Source organism: Arthrobacter sp. NicSoilB8 (genome assembly GCF_019977355.1).
In the GTDB taxonomy this organism is placed as follows: Bacteria; Actinomycetota; Actinomycetes; order Actinomycetales; family Micrococcaceae; genus Arthrobacter.
In genome coordinates, this window is the sequence record NZ_AP024655.1 from 71832 (window position 1) to 91942 (window position 20111).

Here is a 20111-nt window from a genome sequence, read left to right on the forward strand (position 1 = left end):
CAAGCGGGCGGCACAGATCAAACAATAGCGATTTTGGTATACCGAATCTAGGGGCTTAGAAGAACTGGTGGAGTTCACCCTCTGCTCCGACCCTAAAACTGGGGGTTTGAAAGTGATTTACATCTCGCCAGCCCTGCCCTATTCTATTTTGGTATACAAACTGGTTTGTGAGCTAGACACCATACCCCCGACCCAGCAACCGCCTAGTACGGGTGGCAGGTCTTTCCCCAAAGGACAGTTACTCCCATGGCTTCAGAAGCCCAGCTAGTCAATCCATCCCCCACTGCGGTCGCGGACCAGCAGATCACGCGCCGACACTGGTGGACGGTAGTTACCGTGTCAATGCTCGTCTCAGTGGTGGCCGTACTGATTGGCACCTACAAGTTCCAATTGGGCCCGGCACCCGTGGTCCTCTTCCCCATCATCTGGGCCGTCGTCATCGGCGGAATCCTCGGAACCCAGCGCATCCGCCGAGTCTCCGGGGCCAGCCGGGCCGTTGCAACGCTGCTCCTAGAGATTGGGATCATCCTCTTCCTCGCCCGGCTCGGCACCCAGATCGGGCCGTCCCTGGCAAAAGTCACTGAGATCGGTCCCGCCATCCTTCTGCAGGAAGCAGGGCACATCTTCGGCACCGTCATACTCGCGCTGCCGATCGCCGTGGCGATGGGACTGGGCCGGGTTGCGATCGGAGCCACCTGGTCAATCGATCGCGAGTCATTCCTCGCCTTCGCCATACAGCGCTTCGGGGTCCGTTCCGGAGAGTACAGGGGCGTCTTCTCTGTGTGGTTGCTCGGCAGCCTCTTTGGTGCTGTGTTCATCTCCCTGCTCGCCGGATTCCTCGGTGGACTGAATATCTTCGACCCCCGCGCTTTGGCCCTGGGGCTGGGACTCGGCTCAGCGTCGATGATGCTTGGGGGCGTCGGGGCGCTGTCCCTGCTTTACCCGGATCAGGCCGGCGAAATCATGGCGCTGGCCGCACTGTCCAACCTCGTCACGAACATCGTTGGCTTCTATGCGGGCGTCTTCCTGTCACTGCCTCTGTGCCGGCGGCTCTACGCGTTCTGGAGCCGTCTTTTCGGAAGGGACGACGACGGCCGGCCCACCCGCGGGGCACGGAGCAAACCGGCGGTGCCCGCCGCCGCGCGGCCTGCCGTCCCGGTGGCTGTGGAGGTGGATCCCACGCTCAAAGCGACGCCGCGAATCACCATTCTCGCCTTTGCCATCGCCGGAGCCTCGGCCCTTGTCATGAACGTCGTCGGGACAAAGAACTTCTCGTGGAATGACGCGGCGGGCGTGATCGTTCTCCTGCTGCTGACGGGCCTGTCATTCCGCCTGGCCCGGTTGCTGCCGTCCGTCCCTTCAAGCGTGTGGGTACTGACCATCACAACGGTGCTCTCGGCACCGTTCCTGCCCACTGCAGGGCTCCTCGCGGCACTGACCGAACACTTGGACGTGATTCTCATAGGGCTGCCGGCGCTGACCCTGATCGGGCTCACCGTTGGGCGGGACATCAAGGCGCTGAAGTCCCTGAGCTGGAAGATCATCGTGGTTGCCCTCGTGACCTACAGTGCATCCTTCATTGCGGCGGCCGCACTGGGGCAGATGGCCCTCGGGAGGTAGGGAGCCGGCGTTGAACGCCGGAAATGACGGGACAGTGAGGCGAGAGGGGCGACGGCGGAAAATGCCGTCGCCCCTGTCTTCTGCCGCATCGACAGTTTGGTATTCCAAAGGCTCACTGTCACCATGCGATGGGGCCAATTTCCTTGCCCAGCCGTAGCTGGCGAGATCTCGCGCTATTCTTGGTATACCAAATAATTGTCAGGAGACGACCGTGGAAGAAATCCCCCAAGCGCCCTGGAATCGGCCCCGGACACCTGCGGCTTCAAAGATCGCATGGACCCTTATTGCCTTGAGCCTCGTTTCCATAAACCTTCGGCCTGCCATCACGACCGTCGCCGGGTCCATGGGCCAGCTGGACCGGGGGCTCGGGATAGATGCCCGGACGATTCCCCTCCTTGCGGCGCTTCCGGTGCTCGCCTTCGGGATTTCCGCCCCGTGCGGACCGTGGCTCGCCCGGCGTCTGGGTGCAGGGAGGACCGTCGCCCTGTCGATGCTGGTGCTGGCCGTGGCACTGACTGCCCGCGTGCTGCTGCCGGTCCTTCTGCTCCCCGGGACTTTCCTGGCCGGGACGGCCATCATGACGGCAAGTGTGCTGTTGCCCCAGATCGTCAAGGCCAACGGGGGCTCGGGCTGGTGGACGGGGCTGTGCAGCATGGGCTTCGGCCTCGGAGCGGCACTGGGAGCAGGGCTGATCCAGCCGCTGCAGTACGTATTGGGCGGGAGTCTGCAGGGTGCCTTGGCCGTGTGGGCTGTTCCTGCTGTGCTGGGGGCCGTACTGATCCTCAGGCATGGCGGCCGGCGGACAGAACCCGCGGCTCCGGGAACCTCCGTTCTCGCCGACCGCGCCGTCGTTGCCGGCAGAACGACTGCTGACGCCCAGGCGCGGTCCCGCGCCGCACGCGCACTGCCGCAGCAGGCAACTGCCTGGGCGGTGGCGGCATTCTTTGGTCTCCAGGCGATGCTGTATTTCGCCGTAACTTCATGGCTGACGGTCTTCCTCGTGTCGAAGGGCATCACCGCCGGCGACGCTGCGGCGCTCCTTGCCTGGTTCAGCGTGGCCGGCCTTCCCGCCAGCCTGCTGGCACCAGTGCTGGCCAGCCGGCCGGCGGTTCTCAAGATCATGGCGCCCGGATTGGGGGTGCTCGTGGCGGCCGCGTTGCTCGGGGTGCTGGCGGGCCCGGCCGAGCTGCAGTTCCTCCTGGTGGGTGTCTTGGGGATTGTCCAGAGCGCGGGATTCGGGCTGGCCGTTGCGCTAGTGGTGCTCCGATCGACGGGACCCCAAACCGCCGGGAAACTTTCGGCGATGAGCCAGGGCCTGGGCTTCGCCCTCGCCTCCTTGGGGCCCGTGGGAGCCGCACTGCTTCATGACGTGACCGGCGGCTGGGAGGCAGCGTTCTGGGCTTTGGCGGGAGTCGCCATGCTCCTGGCGCTGGCGGGGTACCTCGCGGTGAACGGGCCCGTGGTGTCCGTCGAAGAAGCAACCGTGCCTGCCGGGCAGGCCCGGCCGGCCGGCGTCGGAAGCTAAATCAGAGAACAGGCAGAAAAAGCGGCAGGTCCCTCCACAGAGGGACCTGCCGCTTTGTCGCAGGGGCTAAGGAAGTAGCTGCAACTGGTCCGCCACGACGCGTCCGCGGTGGATCACGGTGCGGTCGGTGCCTCGGTCCATGACCGCGGAGGCCACCGTTTCGCCGTCGACCAGCAGCAGCTCGGCGGGATCGCCGGCCTCGAGGCCCGGCCGGTGGGCTGTGCCCTTCAGCCGCGTGGCAGCCGGATCCAGCACGCTGGCGCCGCCCACGGTGGCGATCGCCAGGCAGTGCTCGATCAGCTCATCCCTGCGGAAACCGTGCGTGAAGGCGAGCTGCCAGGTACGGTCCAGCATGTCGGTGTTGCCGTAGGGGGACCAGTAGTCGCGCTGGCCGTCTTCGCCAAGACCGACGCGGACTCCGGCCTCGGCCAGCAGCGGGAGCGGGAGCTGGCCGGCTACTGCCGGAGCCACGGAGGCCATCGAAACGTCCAGCTCCGCGAACTCCTCGATCAGACGACGCGTCGTGGCCTCGGAGACACTTCCCAGCTGGTAGGCGTGGGACATGGTGACTTTGCCCTGCATTCCCAGGGCGCGGGTCCGCTCCAGCACCAGGTCCGTGCTGAACACGCCGAGCTCACCGGGCTCGTGGAGGTGGATGTCGATGGGGACCTGGTACTTCTCGGCCAAGCCAAAAACGATATCCAAATGCCGTGCGGGGTCACGGTCCAGGCTGCACGGATCAATGCCACCCATGACATTTGCCCCGGCCCTGAGGGCCTCCTCCATGAGCGGCACGGTGCCGTCCTCGAGCAGGAGGCCTGCCTGCGGGAAGGCGATGATGTCGACGTCGGCCCGGTCCTTGAACTGTTCCTTGGCCGCCAGGACGGCTTCGAACCGTTCCAGCCGGCAGTCCACGTCGACCTGGGCGTAGGAGCGGACCCGTGTGGTGCCGCGCGCGATCATCCGGCCCAGGGTGTTGTTGACGCGTTCCTGCAGCGCGACCTCGGCGTTGCGCCAGTTCTGCCGGTCGTTCATCATCATGGTCCAGACGCCCGGACCGCCGGTGTGCTCGCGGAACGGCAGGCCGATGCGGGTCGAATCCAGGTGAACATGGACATCCGAGAAGGACGGGAGCAGCAGCCGGCCGCGGCCCTCCACGATTGTGGCTGCCTCGCCCGGGGTGCCGGACGACTCCGACGGCGTTCGAGCCGGGTTATGCGCTTCGACGCCGGCGATCGTGCCGTCCTTGAGCAGGACGTCGCTCAGCGCCTGTCCCCAGGGACGGACGGCGCGGATCAGGGTAGTCAATGTAATGCTCCTTTGTGTTGGGACTATTGGACACCGGCGGGGGAGGCGGCTGCCAGACCCGCGTGGTGGCATGCCGGCGCGGCTGGGCCGGCCGGCGAGGGAATGTCGCTGATGCAGAGCTGCTGCCGGCTTTCGGGCAGCGTGCTGAACAGCGGGCAGCGGGTGCGGAATACACAACCGCTGGGTGGGTTGGCCGGTGACGGTAGATCTCCGCGGAGCCGGATCTTCACCTGTTGCCGGGCTGCGCGCGGATCGGGCAGCGGCACCGCGGACAGGAGCGCCTGCGTGTACGGGTGCCGGGGAAGGCGGAACAGTTCCTCCCGGGGGCCCTGTTCGGCAATCTTGCCGAGGTACATGACGGCCACGTGGTGGGAGATATGCCGGACGACGGAGAGATCGTGGGCGATGAAGATGTACGCGACGCCGGTGTCGCGCTGGATCTCCTGCAGAAGGTTGACCACCTGCGCCTGGACGGAGACGTCCAGGGCGGACACCGGTTCGTCGCACACGATCACCGAGGGGCTCAACGAAATGGCGCGGGCGATTCCCACGCGCTGGCGCTGGCCGCCGGAGAACTCATGCGGAAAGCGGTTGTAGTGTTCGGGTTTGAGGCCGACCTGTTCCATCAGTTCTTTGACGCGGGTTTTCAGTCCTGCGGGCGGATTGATTTTCTGCGCCACCATCGGTGCGGCGATCGCGGTGCCGACCGTCTGCCTCGGGTTCAGTGACGCGAACGGGTCCTGGAAGATCATCTGGACCTTGCGCCGGAAGTTGTACAGATCCTGACCGCGCAACTGGCTGATGTCGACGCCGTCGACGACGATCCGCCCGCCGGTGGGGTCCAGCAGGCGGGCCACCATGCGGCCCGTCGTGGATTTTCCGCACCCGGACTCGCCCACAAGCCCGAGCGTCTGGCCTCGGTCGAGACTGAACGAGACGCCGTCGACGGCTTTGACGGTTTTGGCTGCGCGGCCGCCGCCGGACGAGAAGAGCCCGCCCTTGACGGGGAAATGCTTCTGAAGGTTCTCCACCTGGAGAATTGGCTGCCTGTCCATGGCGGGGTCCTAACGCGAAGTCCGGATAGAGATGAGCTGGGGACTGCTGAGATGGCAGCGCTTGCCATGGCCGTCCTCCACCAGGAGCTCGGGGCGCTGCTCCCGGCAGACGCCGGCCCCGGCCAGCGCGGCGTAGTCGCACCGGGAGCTGAAGATGCACCCTGACGGCAGGTCCAGCAGCGACGGCGGCTGGCCCGGGATCGGGTTGAGCGGGCCGGAGGTTCCGGCGAGCGTCGGCATGGAATTGAGGAGGCCAAGGGTGTACGGATGCCGGGTGTCGTAGAAGATCTCGTCCACCGGTCCGGACTCGACGCATTGGCCGCCGTACATGACAAGGACGGAATCGCAGACCTCGGCCACGACGCCCAGATCGTGGGTGATGAGGATCAGTGCAGAGTTGGTTTCCGCCTGGAGTTCGGCCATGAGGTCCAGGATCTGCGCCTGGACCGTCACGTCCAGGGCCGTGGTGGGCTCGTCCGCGATGAGCAGTTCCGGTTCGCAGATCAGGGCCATGGCGATCATGGCCCGCTGCCGCATGCCGCCGGAGAAATGGTGCGGGTACTCGTCGTAGCGCTGCTCGGGGCTGGGAATCCCCACCCGGCCAAGCATGTTGATGGCCGCGGCCCGGGCCTGCTTCCTGCTCGCCTCGTGGTGGACGAGGTAGGCCTCAGCTATCTGGTGCCCGACCGTGTAAAACGGGTGCAGTGCCGACAGCGGGTCCTGGAAGATCATGCCGATGTTCCGCCCCCGCAGCTGGCGCATCCCTGACTCGGACAGCGTGATGAGGTCCTTGCCCTGGAACAGGGCCTGGCCGGAGACCTGGGCCGAGGTGCCTTTCAGCAGGCCCATCAGTGCCTGGCTCGTCACCGATTTTCCGGATCCGGATTCGCCAACGATGCCAAGCGTCTGGCCGCGCTCAAGGGTGAAATCCATGCCGTTGACGGCCGAGACCAGGCCGTCGTCGGTGGGGAACCCGACTGACAGGTTCCGGACGTCCAGGAAGGCGACGGCCCCGCCATCGTCCGCGCCATGGGTTGGGGCGGAGGACGGCAATGCCGCCGGCGCGCCGGGGTAGGTCTGGGTCATTGGAGCCTCACTCGGGGATCGATGGCGGCATAGGCGAGGTCGACGGCGACATTGGCGACGATCACGAAGAAGGCGGCCAGCATGGTGATGGCCATGGTGACAGGCAGGTCGCCGGAGATCGCGGCCCGGACGGCGGTGAAACCAAGCCCCGGCACGGAGAAGATCTGCTCGGTGAGGACGGCGCCGCCAAGCAGCAGCCCGATGTCCATGCCGAGCATGGTCACAATCGGGCTGATTCCGGCCCGGACTCCGTGCTTGAACGTCACGGTCCGCGGGGCCAGTCCTTTGGCCCGCGCCGTGCGGATGAAGTCCTCGCCGAACGTTTCAATCATGTTGGTGCGGGTGACCCGGATGTAGGAGGCGCTGAACAGCACTGCGAGGGCAATCCACGGCAGCACATAGTTCAGCACCCAGGCCCACGGCCCCAGGGAGCCGAACGGGCTGTTGATCTCATTGGTGGTGAACGGCAGGAGATGGAGCTGATTGACGAATACCAGCAGCAGGAACAGGCCGGTGACCGGGATCGGCAGCGAGACGCCTATGGACGCGGCGCCGACGATGAATTTGTCGGTGGCACTGCCTTTCCTGAGGGCTGCGAGCAGGCCGAGACCCACTCCCGAGACCGTCCAAAGGACCAGGGCGCCGACGGCCATCGAGAGCGTGTAGGGCAGGGACCGGCTGATGATATCCGAGACGTTTTCATTCGTCTGGAACGATTTGCCGAGGCAGGGCCACTGGCAGACGGACTCAGCCCCAGGGGCGCCGATCATGCGCGGTGAGACCAGGCCGCGCATGTAATCGGCGTACTGGATGATGAACGGCTGGTCCATGCCGAGGGCGATACGTGCCTCGGCGACACGTTCCGGCGTGCATTCCTGGCCGCAGGCGGCCGAGGCCGGATCGGCCGGACCCAGCTGGAACAGCGTGAAGGTGATGAAGCTGACGGCTATGAGCAGCAGGACCAGGGAGCTTGTCCGGCGAAGTATGAATCTGATCATTGTGGTTGCGGGCCGCCCGCCTGAATCCGGGCGGCCCGCGCCTCCTTCTGTGAGGACCGGTTAGTGCTCGACGCCGACGATCGAAAGGTCGATGCCGCCGAAGAAGTAGCCCACCTGGGCATTGCGGACATTGGAACCGACGACGCTGTTCGTGTGGCTGCGGACAAGAGGGATGATCGGGTAGGTCTTCAGGGCTTGTCCGAACGCCTCGGACCACTTCTTGCCCAGCTCCTCCGAGGTCCCCGCGGTGTCCCTCAGCTCAAACATGGCCTTGGATATCTGGGGGTCGAAGTAGCGGGAAGTGTTGGAGAACCCGTAGCTGGTGCCATCGTTGTTCGGGCCAAGGATGGGGTCCGCCGAGGTCCGGATCGAAGCCGGATCCGCGCCCCCGCACCAGCCTGAACGTCCGATGTCCGGCAGCTGCTCACTGGCCATGACGGAGTAGTAGTTCGGAGCCGGAATCGGCACCAGCTGGACGTCGATGCCCAGGGCCTTGAGGTTTTCCTGGACCACCGTGCCGGTGTTCTTGTAGGCGTCCCGGTTATTGGCGTAGCCGAAGGTGAGGGACTTGGGGTACGTCTTGCCTTCGAGGAGTTTCTTGGCTTCGTCCAGCTTGGGCTTTCCGCTGGGATCGATCTCCAGCTCCTGGGCCACGTATCCGCGCATCTTGTCGTTCAGCGGCGTCTGGGTGAGCTCGCCGAAGCGGCGTCCGCCGTACTGGACCAGGATCGACTGGCGGTCCAGGGCAAGCGCAATGGCCTTGCGGACATCCGGGTCCTGGATCTTCTGCGTGTTCAGGCTCAGCACGTCGTTGCAGCCGAGCAGTCCCGAGGCGACCCGGTCCTTGACCTGGGCATCAGCCAGCTTGGCCGAATCCGAGGTCTGCAAGGCACCGTTCGAGTCCAGGGTGATGGCGTCGGGGTCTGCATTGGCCAGCAGCTGCTGACTGATGGTGGCCTGCGACGTGGACAGCGAGAAGCTGAAAGAGTCCGGGAGCGCCGTGCGGTTGGGGTCCGTGGCGGCATCCCAATGCGGGTTCCGGACAAGCTTGAGCGACTTGCCGCGGCTGTACGACTCCACCATGTAGGGCCCGGATGAAACCGGATGGTTCGTGTAATCCAGTTTGCTGTCCCTGTCCCGGGGCACGGGCGCGGTGTTGGACCGCGAGGCCAGCGCCGGAAACTCAGCGAACGGCTTCTTCAGATGGAATACGACAGTGCGCCCGTCAGGGGTTTCAACTGCCTGGAGCACCGCGGCAGGATCTTTGTAGGGTCCCTTGTAGCCGGCGGCGTCGAGCGCGGAATTCAGCTCCTGGGGCGCCTGGGTGTAGACGTCCTGGGCGAACGTGCGTTCGATGCCGTATTTGACGTCCGCGGCGGTGATCGGGCGGCCGTCCTCGAACTTCACGCCGTCCCGGAGCGTGAACGTCCAGGTGAGGCCGTCGGCAGAAGCCTTCCCGGTGTCCGTGGCGAGGTCCGGGACGATCGTGGGCGGCTGGCCCGCGGTTTCCTTGGCCATGGTGAGCGTCCGGTAGTACAACTGTCCGACGTTGGCCGTCTGGACGTAGTTGCTGTTTCCAGGGTCCAGCGTCTGGAAGTCGGAGGACATCAGGACATTGATGTTGCCGCCTTTGGCGGTGAAGCCGGGCTTCACGACCGCCGCGGCCAGCTCCGTTGCTGAACCGCTGGTTTTGGTGGCGCCCGGCTGGCCCTGGGACGCGGCACAGCCGGTGGCGGCCACGGAGATCAGCACGGCAAGTGCCAGAACTCTGGATGGGTATTTCATGGTTCTCCTCATATGGGGGTCGGTGATGGTGATGGGTGCTCTAGTGGCGTGAGGCCTTGGGGTCCAGGGCATCGCGGACGGCGTCGCCGAGCAGGTTGAACGCCAGGACGGTGACGATCAGCATGGCGCCGGGGACGGCCAGGAACCACGGATCGCTGAGGTACCAGTTGCCGGACTGGGCGGCGTTGAGCATCTGGCCCCACGACGGCGTGGGGTCTTTGACGCCGACGCCGAGGAAGGACAGTGCGGCCTCCGCGGAGATGTTGGTGGGGATGAGCATGGTGGCATAGACCAGCACGACGCCCATCACGTTGGGGATGATCTGCCGAAACAGCACGCTGAGGTGGGAGGCGCCGAAGGAGCGGGCCGCCTCAACGAATTCACGCTCCCGGAGGCTGAGGACCTGGCCCCGGACGATCCGGGCAAGGTACGCCCAGCCGAAGAACCCCAGGATGATCACCAGCGAGGCCATGGGCAGGAAGCTGCCTTGGCCCAAAGGCGTGCCGCGCAGCCGGGACTGAAGGATGGGCGTCAGTGAGAGGACCAGCAAGAGGTGCGGGAAGGCGAGGAAGAGATCCATGATGCGGCTGATGATCGCGTCCGTCCTTCCTCCGAAGTAGCCGGCCGCTGCCCCGAGCACAGTTCCAAGGAAAACTGAGACGGCCGTCGACAGCAGGGCGATGGTGAGGGAAACCTGACCGCCGAAGGCGAGCCGGGCGAACAGATCCCGCCCCAGACCGGGTTCTACGCCAAGCCAGTGCTGCTCAGAGGGGTACATGTAGCCGGGAAGCGGCAGTCCAGGGGTTTCGAAATCATCGAGCACCTCAGGGCTGGTGTTGGAGGTGAAGGGATCATTTCCGGACCAGGCACTGAGGAAAGGCGCGAGAGCCGCAAACAGCACGATCGCGACGACGACACAGAGGCTCAGCAGGGCGATCTTGCTCCTGCGGATCCTGAGCCAGGCCGTCGCCAGCAGCGACCGCGCCTGGGCGGGAACAGCACTGACGGCGGCTTGGCCGCCGGGGGACGAGGGGCGGCTGACGCCGTCGCCTCTTCCGTCGCTGCCGTTGTCGCCGGGCGACGGACTCGCAGCAGTTGGTGTGGCACCGGACTGGAGCTGGGTCATCGGGAACGCTCGATTCAGGGTCCAAGGAGCAAGCTCCATCGTTTTGTATACCAAACATAGATTAGAGCACCATTTGTGCGATGTAAATCACAAAATGATGATATCTGGAATACCAGAAGCGGCGTGGCTTGAGCTCTGCGGCCCGCTGGCCGGCCTGCCGTGCTCTACGGAAGGCACCCCGGGCTGGCTGTGCGGGGGCCATCGAATGTGCCCGGAACCGGCAGCCGGGCACGTGTATGCTCAGGTGGAACGCTGAGCGGCACCGTCCGCCAGGGCCACGGGGTGAGTGATGAACGGCGGTGTGAGTGTGGTTGAACCGAAGGGGGATGCGCTGAACGGGCGGGACGACGAGGTCCGGGCCGAACACGTGTATCAGCTTGTCCTTGAGGGGATCGTAACCGGCAAATATGAGCAGGGCATGCGGCTGCGCGAACGGGAACTGTCAGAACTTCACAACGTGTCCAGAATTCCCGTACGGGAAGCCATTCAGCGCCTCGAGCAGGACGGCTTCGTTGAGACTTTTCCCCGCCGGGGTGCGGCAGTGCGGCGGCTAACGCTCACCGACGTCAACGAACTCTTCGACGTCCGCCTCTGCCTCGAAACGTTCGCTGCGCGGACCGCGGCCGTCCGGGTCGCCGAGGGGCAGGACGGCGCAAGGCTGCAGGAACTCGTGGACGAGACGCGGCGGGCCATCGACGACGGTCCGGAGGCGAGGGTTGCAAGTCTCAGCGCCGAATTCCATGCCGAAATAGTGCGGCTCTCTGGAAACCGTCTGCTGGTCGAATCCGTCAAACCGCTCTTTGGCCGCATGCGCTGGATATTTGGCCTGGCCCACAACCGCAGCAATGAGCTGCAGCGTGACGAACATGTGGAACTCTGTAATGCCATCCTCAAGGGCCGTCCGGATTTGGCCTATTCGCTGGCGTATTCACATATTGAGCTCGGCCGTGAACCAGTTCTTGCCGGCCTCGCCCACACACTCGCGCCGTAACCGGCCGTTTCCCTGGGGCCTCCGGCTCTCTCTTAAAGCAAACGCCCTCCCGGGCCCGGGCGGGCAGGCACGGCGACCACCTTGCTGCGGAATGCAACGCGAGCGGGCGTATCCGTGTCAGGATCAGTTATGGCCGACCGTCTGATGCTGCTCGACACCGCGTCGCTGTACTTTCGCGCGTTCTACGGCGTGCCCGACTCGATCCGCCGGGCAGACGGCACGCCGGTGAACGCTGTTCGAGGGCTGCTCGACATGATTGCACGGCTGACGACCGACTACGGCGCGACGCATCTCATTGCATGCTGGGACGACGATTGGCGCCCGCAGTGGCGGGTCGCCCTCATCCCGACCTACAAATCGCATCGGGTCGCAGAAGTGGTGGCCGGCGGCCCTGATGTGGAGATCGTGCCGGATGCGCTCGAGGCGCAGATTCCGATGATCCGCCGGGTGCTCGGGCTCGCCGGTATCGCCATCGTCGGGGCAGCCGGACATGAGGCCGACGACGTCATCGGCACCTACGCCAGCCACGCCCGGCTGCCGATTGACGTGGTAACGGGCGACCGCGACCTCTTCCAGGTCGTCGACGACGCCCGTCAGGCGCGGGTGATCTACACAGCGCGCGGCATGAAGAACCTCGAAATCATGACCGACGCGGCCATCGTCGGCAAGTATCGCATCCTGCCGGCGCAGTATGCCGACTACGCGACCCTCCGCGGTGATACCTCCGACGGGCTCTCGGGCGTCGCCGGCATCGGCGAGAAGACCGCGGCGTCGCTGCTCGGAGAGTACGGCACGCTCGACCGGCTGCTCACGGCCGCCGCGGATGCAGGAAGCGGGCTGTCCGCTGCCGTGCGGTCGAAGCTCTCCGCGGCCTCCGACTACCTGGCGGTTGCGCCTTCAGTCGTGAAGATCGTGCGGGACCTCGACCTGCCGACCCTCGAGGAGGCCGGCGCGCAACTTCACCCCGTGGTCGGCAGTTCGCGGGCCGACCTTGAGCGTCTCGCCGCAGAGTGGAATCTGGGCGGTTCGGTCCGGCGCCTCCTCGAGGCGCTCGACCTGCGTCGCTGACGAAGGGAAATCCCTGGATGGCGTGCTTCCCGCAGCCCGGGGTCGTGGGGTTTGCGGGATTCGGGGCGAGGGTCGTCGGCTGGCGGAAGCGATGTGCTGCGAGGCCTGGCCGGAGGTGCGTTCCACGGGACCGCACCTCCGGCCGCCGGCGGCGTACTTCAGTGTTTCTTGAAGGCGTCCTTGACCTTTTCGCCGGCCTGCTTCAGGTCGGCTTTGATCTGTTGGCCTTTGCCCTCGGCCTTCAGCCGGTCGTTGCCGGTGGCGTCGCCGGCGGCTTCTTTGCCCTTGCCGTGGAGCTTTTCGGCGGCGTTGTGGATCTTGTCACCCAGGCCCATGATGATCCTCCTTATTTGGTCGCCCCCGCGACGTGAATGCCTTGGAGGGCAACAATTAATTGTAGGGACAGACTGCCGGAAGTGGGGCCGTTTCCGCCGGGCGGAAACAGCCCCACACCGTGCGCGGCGGCTATTTCGGCCGCGCGGCCAGGGCTGATGCCAGTGCCGTGGCCGAGCTCGTGCTGCTGTTGATCCGCCAGTCTGTTTCCTTGTTGAAGTTGAACCAGACCACCGCGGTGACGTCGGCCTGAGCGGCCAGATAGCTGATCAGGGACGTGTTCCAGTCAGCTTTGGAGCCGCCTTGTTCCGCGGAAGATGTCTCTGCCACAAGCACCTGTTTGCCCGGGGCAAGCCGTCTCAGTTCGGACAGGCCGGGCCCGAAGAGCTCCGGGGGCGCGATCCAACTGCTCCAGGCCGCCGAGGTGCCCCAGTTGTACCCGTCGAGAGCTACCGCGTCCACGTAAGCGGGGCCGGGATACAAGCCGTCGAGCGGGGAAAGGGATGGCTGGGCGATCAACAGATGCTCCGCCGCGCGGCTGAAACCGTCGTGGTCGACGACGGCCAGAAAGTACTTTAGCTTTCGTGTGTCCACGCCAGCTCCTTCACCGGTTGTTGGGCTTCCGCGGCGCTGGTGGGTATGTCCCTGAGGCTTTATGGGTGAGGCTTTATGGATGCGGCGCTCAAGCACAGATAGCCTACGCCTATCAGGGCACGGGCACGGGCAGGTGCGCGGGGCAGGATCAGGGTGCGGTCGGGGCTCCCGGCAGCGAGAGGCGGGCTGCGAGGCCCGAAAGCAGGATGGTGATTCCTTCATCAAGTTCCGCCATCCCGTCGTAGTCGGCCAGGACAGGGGCGAGGGTGCGCAGATGGGGGAAGTCTTTGGCTGGAAGGCGATGCAGGCCCAGGCGGAGGAGGGCTTCGTTTTCGTCGGGGTCAACGATGAATTCCTGCAGCTCGTTGAGGATGTGCCCGTAGAGGAATCCGTAGTAGGCGCGGTAGACGTGCAACGCGTCTTCGGGTGCGAATCCGGCGTCGATCAGCAGGCCCAGGATCTGCTCCAGGGGCCGCAGCGTCCCCAGTGGGCGGAGCCCCAGGGGTGTTGACAGTGGGCGGGTGACGAGGAGGGGGACAACGTTGGGATGCCGGAGCGCCAGAAGCCGCAGGTCGTGGGCAATGCGGCGGAGCTGTGACTGCCAGTCGGGGTCGTTGGGAATGATGGCCAGTTCATTCAGGACGAGTTCCGAGACTCCGTCCAGCAGTGCAGCGCGGTTCTCGGCGTAGCGGTACAGGCCCATGGGATCCCGTCCGAGTTCCTGCCCGAGCCTGCGCATGGTGAGGGCGTCGAGTCCTTCGGCATCCACCAGGGTAAGCGCCGCTGACAGAACAAGCTCCCGAGTGAGGCGCTGCTTCTTGCCGGGGGCCGCTTGGGGCGCCGGGTTCGCTTCGGGCAACATCATGTTCCGTTCGGGTCGGTTCGGAAAATTCACGCTTCCCGCATATTCGGCAGGTTGCTTATTATGTAGTCTACGCCTAGAGTCTACGTTGTAGATTCATCGTTTTGACTGGCTTCCGCGACACGTGGATTCCCGGCATCACGCTCTACTCCGGGTCTGCGGCGACGCAGCAACCGGGATCATGCTTCGACGCCGCGTGCACGGCATTGAAGCACAGCTGCTGTAGCCACACGGCGGCACAGAATGCACCGCGAGGAAATGAGCCACTCATGGCAACTTCTCACTATGACCAATTCCTGCAGGAAGCCACCACTCGTGACCCTGTATCCGACCACGTCCTGGGCCGGGATCCGCTCTACGGCCTCTATACCAGCTGGTGCTTCCTGAGCCAGGCTGCACCCTGTCCCGAGGATGTCTTCTGGGCGGCCATGAAGAGGAAGCAGATCCATCCCAAGCGCACGGGCCTCCGCATGAAAGGGCCGGCCGCAGCCGACTACATCCTGGCCAGCTACCCGGGCCTGGTTTGACCCGGATGACAACCACGTCCAGCACGTACCTGCCCCGGGATGCCCACCAGCCTAGGGGCCGTCGTCCGTGGTGCGCGACATGCGCCACCGACCGGCACCTCCTCGTGGACTCCGTCACCGTGATGAACCTGCAGCAGGAAACTCTCGCGGCTGCCATCAGTTGCACAATGTGCGGCAACGCTCATGTGGTGGCGACGACTGCGCAGTTTCTCGCAACCCTCCAGGGGCGGAATGGGAGCAGCGGCGGCGGCATGCACCGCTATGACGCCTACCGCCACTGCCAGGAGCCCATGTCCGTGGTGGACCCTGAGCGACGGAGCGCGCACGGGCCAGTTTCCAATCACGCCGGGACCCCGGACTTTCTGGGGGACTACCTCCGGACACGCGTCCTGCGGTGCAGGTGCGGCTTCCAAATGGACGTACCCCGCCGCTGACCGGCGGCATCCTCCGGGGAACGCATGATGCTCCAATCCGGCAACTGAGTACTTACTGGAGATAATCCGGAGCCGCTTCCAGGCCGAAGTAACCCTCAAGGGTGGCGGTGACTCTAAGGGCGAGGTCCGGTCCCACATAGCGCAGATGCCATGGCTCGTAGGTGTAGCCGGTAGTGGCCTCGGCCCCGGCCGGGTATCGGATGATGAATCCGTACTTCGGGCCGTTCTTAGCCGCCCACTGGCCCGCCGGGGTGTTTGCGAAACAGGCCTGCAGGGCGCAGGTTCCGCTGGCATTGCCGATGTCCATGGCCAGGCCGGTCTGGTGTTCGCTGTAGCCGGGCCTGGCGGCAATAGTATCCGCCGTAGCCTGTCCGTACTGGCGCACGTAGCTGTCATAGAGGCTGGCCTGCTGGCTGAAGGAACGGTAGCCGCTGATCGGTATGATGTTCACGCCGGCCGCCTTGGCGGCTTTGGCAAACTGCTTGTAGGCGTCCGCGGCCGGTGCCCGCAGCTGTTCCCCCTGGACCCTGACCAGCGACCCCGGCACGTACGTGGCCGGGTTCAGCTGCCGGTGCTTGTTGACCACCACCTGCAGGCTGGAGGCGGAATCGATGTCGTAGCCCACCGCCGCGACTGCCGTCACCGACGGTGCGATCATGCCAAGCGAAAGCACAAGCCCCGCCACAGCACCTGAGATCCTGCTGAGTCTTTTTAGCACGATGGCTCCCAAGAAGTGTCCGGAACAGTTGCGGGAACTTTACCGGCCTGTAGGTGCCGTAGTCGAGGGGCGGATGGTCGGAACTGCCGTCCAGGAAGACTCCGAACTTGTGCGGCAGGTGATGGGCATCAGCTTCGGGGAGGCCCCGGACGATTCGGGACCGTAATTTTGCCGCAGGAGGTCCACGGCCCGGTCCGGTTGCATATTCTCTGCAGCGTGACGGCGGCGTCGGTCGTACTGCTGGGTGCCTCACGTGACCTCGTCGAGCACCGAGGGGGACCTCTGGCCGGGTTGTGCCGTCGCGCCTGGAATTGAGGTGGGCGCAACCGGGCAAGGCACCTCGAGGGGTACTGGAGAGCCGGCAACAAGGCTAGCGCCAGCGGTACGATTCCAGCGCGCGAAGCAAGGGAGCGGGGCTGCCTCTTAGATGGTCAACGGGGCGGGCTCCGGCAAGTTCCCTCGACGGAGTGACCATCCAGATCGTGAAGTAGTTGTGCGGGATCTGCAGCTCCAGCGCCCGGCGAAAAAGTCCAAGGACGGCCGGGTGGAGCAGCCCGCCCGGAAGGAACTGGAATCCCGGGCAGAAAGTGCCGTCGTCGATGAAGACGCGCACGAGTTGCCGCGTCACGGGTTCGGGGTCCTCCATGAGCTCGGAGAGCCGTCGTTGCACCTGCCCGAGGGTCGGCAGCGTGAATTCGGTCCTGATCGCTTCCCATACCTGACCGCTGATTGACCGGCTGTTTGTTGCCACCGTTGCCTAGTCGCCGTCTCTGTTGTCTTCCAGGAGCCACTGCGTGGAGTGCGGATCCCGGAGGAGCGTGAAAGTCCGCAGCGCAGAGTTGGAGCCAAGGACCCGCACTTGCCAGTGCTCGACGTTCCCCAGGTCGCCGCCGTCTGCGGCGGCTGCGGGTCTGGTATCCGGCCAAGGGTTCCTTCCGAACCAGTGCTGGGGGTCGGTGCCGGGATCGACGAGCCAGATTTGGCCGTCGTGCCGGATGGCAAGAGGTTTGCCTGCCGCATCGGTTCGGACCTGCAGGCCGCGGGTCTGGGAGGGGGCTTCGGGTGTGAGAGTCATGCGTGGGTTCTTTCGTGCTGCGGGGTGCGGATGGGTTGGGGTCTAGGCGGCTTTGACGAGGGGGAGTTCGTCCCAGTGGGTGGTGTAGCGGGGGGAGAGCATGTCCCGTTTCATGGTCCAGTCCGGGCCGCCGCGTATTCCGGCGTGGCCGAGGCCGATGGAGCCGCGCCCGTACCGGCGGGTGACATCCTCCAGGAGGGTTCCGACGCGGCGTTCCTCGTGCGGGTTTTCGAACAGGGCAAGGGGTGCCTGGTTTCCGGTGGGCCGGAGGTCGGTGACCATGATGCCAGCCCTGGCGTACCTGATGCCCTCGAGGATATGGGGTAGGAGGGCGTGGGCGGCCTTGGTGAGAAGCACGGGATCGGCGGTGGGCATCGGCAGCGGCACGCACACGGAAGGGTAGGAGGTGGCTTTCGGGTTGAAGTGTGAGGTGCCGGCGAACGCGGTGAGGACCTTGGCCTGGAGTCCGTGCTTGGCGAGCCGCGCCGAGGCCTGCTGGCCGTAGACGGAGAGGACCTGCCGCATCCCGGCCGCGGTGGTGATGGGGGTCGCGAAGGAGCGGGAAAAGATCAGCTGGTCCCGGCCGACCCGTTCTTCCTCCATCGGGATGCATGGGGTGCCCTGAAGTTCCAGGACGGTGCGCATCATGACGACGGAGAAGCGGTCCCGGATCATGACCGGGTCGGCCCGGGACAGGTCAAGGATGGACTGAATCCCGGTTGCGTTCAGCCGCTTGGTCAGTCGCGCGGCGACACCCCAGATCTCAATGACTGAAAGGCGGCGCATCAGGGATTCCCTGTCCGCGGCGGGCACGGAGCCCCAATGGCAGACCCCGTCGAACGTCGGGTTGTGCTTGGCCCACTTGTTGGCCAGTTTCGCCAGGGTCTTCGTGGGCGCGATCCCGACGCAGACCGGTACCCCGACGTTGCGCCGCACCGCCGACTTCATGGTCCGGCCCTGGGCCAGCAGGTCCTCCGGGGTGCCTTTGACGCCGAGGAAGGCCTCGTCGATGCTGTAGACCTCCAGCCATGCCGAGTACCTCCCCAGCAACTGCATGACCCGGGCGCTGATGTCGCCGTAGAGCTCGTAGTTGCTGGACAGGGCAACGAGTCCCCACTCCTTGGCCCGTGGGGCGAGTTTGAACCACGGCTCACCCAGGGGGATGCCGAGGGCCTTGGCTTCCGGGGACCGGGTGACGGCGCAGCCGTCGTTGTTGGACAGGACCACCACCGGCCGGCCCTCCAGGGACGGGTCGAACGCGCGCTCGGCGGAGGCATAGAAGCAGTTCACGTCCACGTGCGCGATCTGCGGCATGTGCCGCATCGGGGCGGGCTTAGACATGGCGTGCCTCAAACATGGTGTAGGCAGCGGGTCGCGACGCCCCAGATGACCAGGTTCGAGACTGAGGGGACCCGGATGTCCGGGTACGCGGGGTTCTCCGCCTGCAGCACGACGCCTGATGCCGTGATCCGCAGCCGCTTGATGGTCAGTTCCCCGTCCAGGACGGCGATCACCACGGACCCGTCCTTCGGTTCCAGGGCCCGGTTTACGATCAGTTCATCGCCGTCGCTGATGCCGGCGCCCTCCATCGAGTCACCGGAGACCCGCACCACATAGGTGCTGGTGATGTCCTTGATCAGGTGCTCGTTCAAGTCAATGCGGCGATCGAAGTAGTCCTGTGCCGGCGAGGGATAACCGGCCGCAACGGGGACCGGAGAGATCAGCACCGACAACAGCGACATGCCCGCGTCTATCACGCGGGGACCTACAACAACGCCCACAACACACCTTTATTCGAATATATGTTCGATTCTTTCAGTGTAGCGGTAGGGGCCGACAAAAGATGTTCCCCACCATGTTGCATCTCGTGAATGACGCATTTTGGGGGAGTGAACCTGCTGGTGGCCAGGAGGGTGGAAAAATTTCGCTGTCGAGGTAGTCGGGGAAACTGCCCGGGTGGGCGGGGCGACGTCGCTAGTCGGCGAGGATGCGGTAGAGCGCGCGGCGGGTTTCATCGATTTTTTCCATCGCGGCGAGGCGCTGTTCCTCGGTCGCCGAGAAGCGGAACTGGTGGATGACTCCCATGAGTTTTCCCACGCTCTCATGAAATGCCGGGCCGGATCCCTGAGTGTCTGTGTTCCACGCGTTCCCCAGCTCCTCGGCGTGATCGGCCACGTATGCCCTGCCCGCCTCAGTGAGGGTGAACTCGGTGCGCTTGCCGTCACCGAGCGGAGCGATGAGTTCTTCATCCACGAGCTGCTGCAGCGTCGGGTACACGGAGCCCGGGCTGGGACGCCAGGCGCCGGACGTCTTTTCGGCGATGGTCTTGATCAGGCCGTAGCCGTTGGAGGGTGATTCGGCCAAGAGGGAGAGAATCGCCGAACGGACGTCGCCCCTGCTGGCCCGCCGTGGACCGCCGGGACCGAAGCCCGGCCCGAAGCCAGGGCCGAAGCCCGGACCAAAACCCGGCCCAAACCCGCGGCCCGGACCGAATGCGCCGTGTCCGTGGGGTCCGCGGCGGCTCCTGCCGCGCCCGAAGCGTCCCGAGGCGGGTCCGCCGTCGGTGAATTTGTCGTCGTGCATGCCTTTCATGACGGCATCGTCCTTCCACTTAAGTTGCGTTGTCCCTGAGGGCCGCCGATCTTCCGGCGATAGTTAACGATATATCGGTGAATATCGTCGGTCAAGAGGCGATTCAACTGGATGGCCGTTTAGTTTGCCGGTGTTTCCGCAGCCCTCCTGCGTCCCCGGAGTTTCGCCGGAGAGTTGCCAGGTGGTGCCCAGCACAGCGGTCAAGGCCATGGCGGCCAGCGCCGACTTAAGTCCGGTGCGGCCGGCGGTCAGCGGGGCGATGGGGCGGTAGATGATCATCGGGGGTACTCCTTGGCGCGGATGTTCCTTTAACCACTCTCCCGCGGAGGAATTGCTGAGGGCTTAGAGGAACCTTTGTCCTGGCTGTGCGCCTGGCCGGCCCCTTAGCGCAGGAGTGCGGCTTTGCTCCGTGGG

20 protein-coding genes and 1 pseudogene are annotated in these 20111 nt (G+C 65.2%); 5 read left to right on the forward strand and 16 right to left on the reverse strand.

Annotated features, from left to right (window positions below):
- The first annotated feature begins 246 nt into the window (after nt 1-246).
- Together LDO15_RS00350 and LDO15_RS00355 are read left to right on the forward strand one after the other, a co-directional pair.
- Nucleotides 247-1620: a DUF3100 domain-containing protein gene (locus tag LDO15_RS00350; RefSeq protein ID WP_223982697.1), complete on the forward strand. Its 1374-nt coding sequence runs from the start codon at nt 247-249 to the stop codon at nt 1618-1620.
- A 289-nt stretch (nt 1621-1909) separates the two neighbouring features.
- Entirely contained in the window at nt 1910-3145 is a 1236-nt protein-coding gene (locus LDO15_RS00355) for an MFS transporter (RefSeq protein ID WP_223982700.1), read from the forward strand.
- 66 nt (nt 3146-3211) lie between these two features.
- On the opposite strand, the gene LDO15_RS00360 is transcribed toward LDO15_RS00355, so the two are convergent.
- Genes LDO15_RS00360 through LDO15_RS00385 form a run of 6 tightly spaced genes read right to left on the reverse strand, consistent with a single transcriptional unit; the run spans nt 3212 to nt 10503 of the window.
- Nucleotides 3212-4453: an amidohydrolase family protein gene (locus tag LDO15_RS00360; protein WP_223982702.1), complete on the reverse strand. Its 1242-nt coding sequence runs from the start codon at nt 4451-4453 to the stop codon at nt 3212-3214.
- A gap of 23 nt (nt 4454-4476) precedes the next feature.
- Nucleotides 4477-5508, reverse strand: a complete 1032-nt coding sequence (locus LDO15_RS00365; protein WP_223982705.1) for an oligopeptide/dipeptide ABC transporter ATP-binding protein — start codon at nt 5506-5508, stop codon at nt 4477-4479.
- A gap of 9 nt (nt 5509-5517) precedes the next feature.
- Nucleotides 5518-6594, reverse strand: a complete 1077-nt coding sequence (locus LDO15_RS00370) for an ABC transporter ATP-binding protein (protein WP_223982708.1) — start codon at nt 6592-6594, stop codon at nt 5518-5520.
- The gene (locus LDO15_RS00375) at nt 6591-7592 is read right to left on the reverse strand and encodes an ABC transporter permease (protein WP_223982711.1); all 1002 of its coding nucleotides are present in this window, start codon (nt 7590-7592) and stop codon (nt 6591-6593) included. Before LDO15_RS00375 ends, LDO15_RS00370 begins: the two co-directional genes overlap by 4 nt.
- A 60-nt stretch (nt 7593-7652) precedes the next feature.
- Nucleotides 7653-9377: an ABC transporter substrate-binding protein gene (locus LDO15_RS00380; RefSeq protein WP_223982713.1), complete on the reverse strand. Its 1725-nt coding sequence runs from the start codon at nt 9375-9377 to the stop codon at nt 7653-7655.
- Nucleotides 9378-9417: 40 nt separating this feature from the next.
- Complete coding sequence (locus tag LDO15_RS00385) at nt 9418-10503, reverse strand: ABC transporter permease (protein ID WP_223982715.1); 1086 nt, start codon at nt 10501-10503, stop codon at nt 9418-9420.
- 307 nt (nt 10504-10810) lie between these two features.
- Here LDO15_RS00385 and LDO15_RS00390 point away from each other — a divergent pair, with 307 nt between their 5' ends.
- Both LDO15_RS00390 and LDO15_RS00395 read left to right on the forward strand, forming a co-directional pair.
- Nucleotides 10811-11494 (forward strand): GntR family transcriptional regulator, encoded by a 684-nt coding sequence (locus tag LDO15_RS00390; RefSeq protein ID WP_223982717.1) that lies wholly within the window; start codon nt 10811-10813, stop codon nt 11492-11494.
- Nucleotides 11495-11623: 129 nt separating this feature from the next.
- Entirely contained in the window at nt 11624-12562 is a 939-nt protein-coding gene (locus LDO15_RS00395; RefSeq protein WP_223982719.1) for a 5'-3' exonuclease, read from the forward strand.
- Nucleotides 12563-12720: 158 nt separating this feature from the next.
- Here LDO15_RS00395 and LDO15_RS00400 read toward each other — a convergent pair whose 3' ends face one another.
- The 3 genes and pseudogenes from LDO15_RS00400 to LDO15_RS00410 all read right to left on the reverse strand — a co-directional run bounded on the left by LDO15_RS00400 (nt 12721) and on the right by LDO15_RS00410 (nt 14351).
- Complete coding sequence (locus LDO15_RS00400; RefSeq protein WP_223982721.1) at nt 12721-12897, reverse strand: CsbD family protein; 177 nt, start codon at nt 12895-12897, stop codon at nt 12721-12723.
- 493 nt (nt 12898-13390) lie between these two features.
- Nucleotides 13391-13489 (reverse strand): annotated as a pseudogene (locus LDO15_RS23490) (LysR family transcriptional regulator); the annotation flags it as partial.
- Nucleotides 13490-13637: 148 nt separating this feature from the next.
- A complete protein-coding gene (locus LDO15_RS00410) occupies nt 13638-14351 on the reverse strand; it encodes a TetR/AcrR family transcriptional regulator C-terminal domain-containing protein (RefSeq protein WP_223987648.1) in 714 nt (237 codons plus the stop codon).
- 269 nt (nt 14352-14620) lie between these two features.
- Here LDO15_RS00410 and LDO15_RS00415 point away from each other — a divergent pair, with 269 nt between their 5' ends.
- The gene (locus LDO15_RS00415) at nt 14621-14878 is read left to right on the forward strand and encodes a hypothetical protein (RefSeq protein ID WP_223982723.1); all 258 of its coding nucleotides are present in this window, start codon (nt 14621-14623) and stop codon (nt 14876-14878) included.
- Nucleotides 14879-15364: 486 nt separating this feature from the next.
- On the opposite strand, the gene LDO15_RS00420 is transcribed toward LDO15_RS00415, so the two are convergent.
- The 7 genes from LDO15_RS00420 to LDO15_RS00450 all read right to left on the reverse strand — a co-directional run bounded on the left by LDO15_RS00420 (nt 15365) and on the right by LDO15_RS00450 (nt 19976).
- Nucleotides 15365-15997 carry a M15 family metallopeptidase gene (locus LDO15_RS00420; RefSeq protein ID WP_223982725.1) on the reverse strand — a complete coding sequence of 211 codons (633 nt, stop codon included), beginning with the start codon at nt 15995-15997 and terminating at the stop codon, nt 15365-15367.
- Nucleotides 15998-16400: 403 nt separating this feature from the next.
- On the reverse strand, nt 16401-16781 hold the full coding sequence (locus LDO15_RS00425) for a hypothetical protein (protein WP_223982727.1): 381 nt from the start codon (nt 16779-16781) through the stop codon (nt 16401-16403).
- Between the two features lie 6 nt (nt 16782-16787).
- Nucleotides 16788-17105, reverse strand: coding sequence for a hypothetical protein (locus LDO15_RS00430; RefSeq protein WP_223982729.1), 318 nt, complete (start codon nt 17103-17105; stop codon nt 16788-16790).
- A gap of 42 nt (nt 17106-17147) precedes the next feature.
- On the reverse strand, nt 17148-18446 hold the full coding sequence (locus tag LDO15_RS00435) for a Y-family DNA polymerase (RefSeq protein ID WP_223982731.1): 1299 nt from the start codon (nt 18444-18446) through the stop codon (nt 17148-17150).
- A gap of 8 nt (nt 18447-18454) precedes the next feature.
- A complete protein-coding gene (umuD, locus tag LDO15_RS00440) occupies nt 18455-18886 on the reverse strand; it encodes a translesion error-prone DNA polymerase V autoproteolytic subunit (protein ID WP_223982733.1) in 432 nt (143 codons plus the stop codon).
- 193 nt (nt 18887-19079) lie between these two features.
- Nucleotides 19080-19697 carry a PadR family transcriptional regulator gene (locus LDO15_RS00445; protein WP_223982735.1) on the reverse strand — a complete coding sequence of 206 codons (618 nt, stop codon included), beginning with the start codon at nt 19695-19697 and terminating at the stop codon, nt 19080-19082.
- A gap of 63 nt (nt 19698-19760) precedes the next feature.
- Nucleotides 19761-19976 carry a hypothetical protein gene (locus LDO15_RS00450; RefSeq protein WP_223982736.1) on the reverse strand — a complete coding sequence of 72 codons (216 nt, stop codon included), beginning with the start codon at nt 19974-19976 and terminating at the stop codon, nt 19761-19763.
- Nucleotides 19977-20111: the final 135 nt, after the last annotated feature.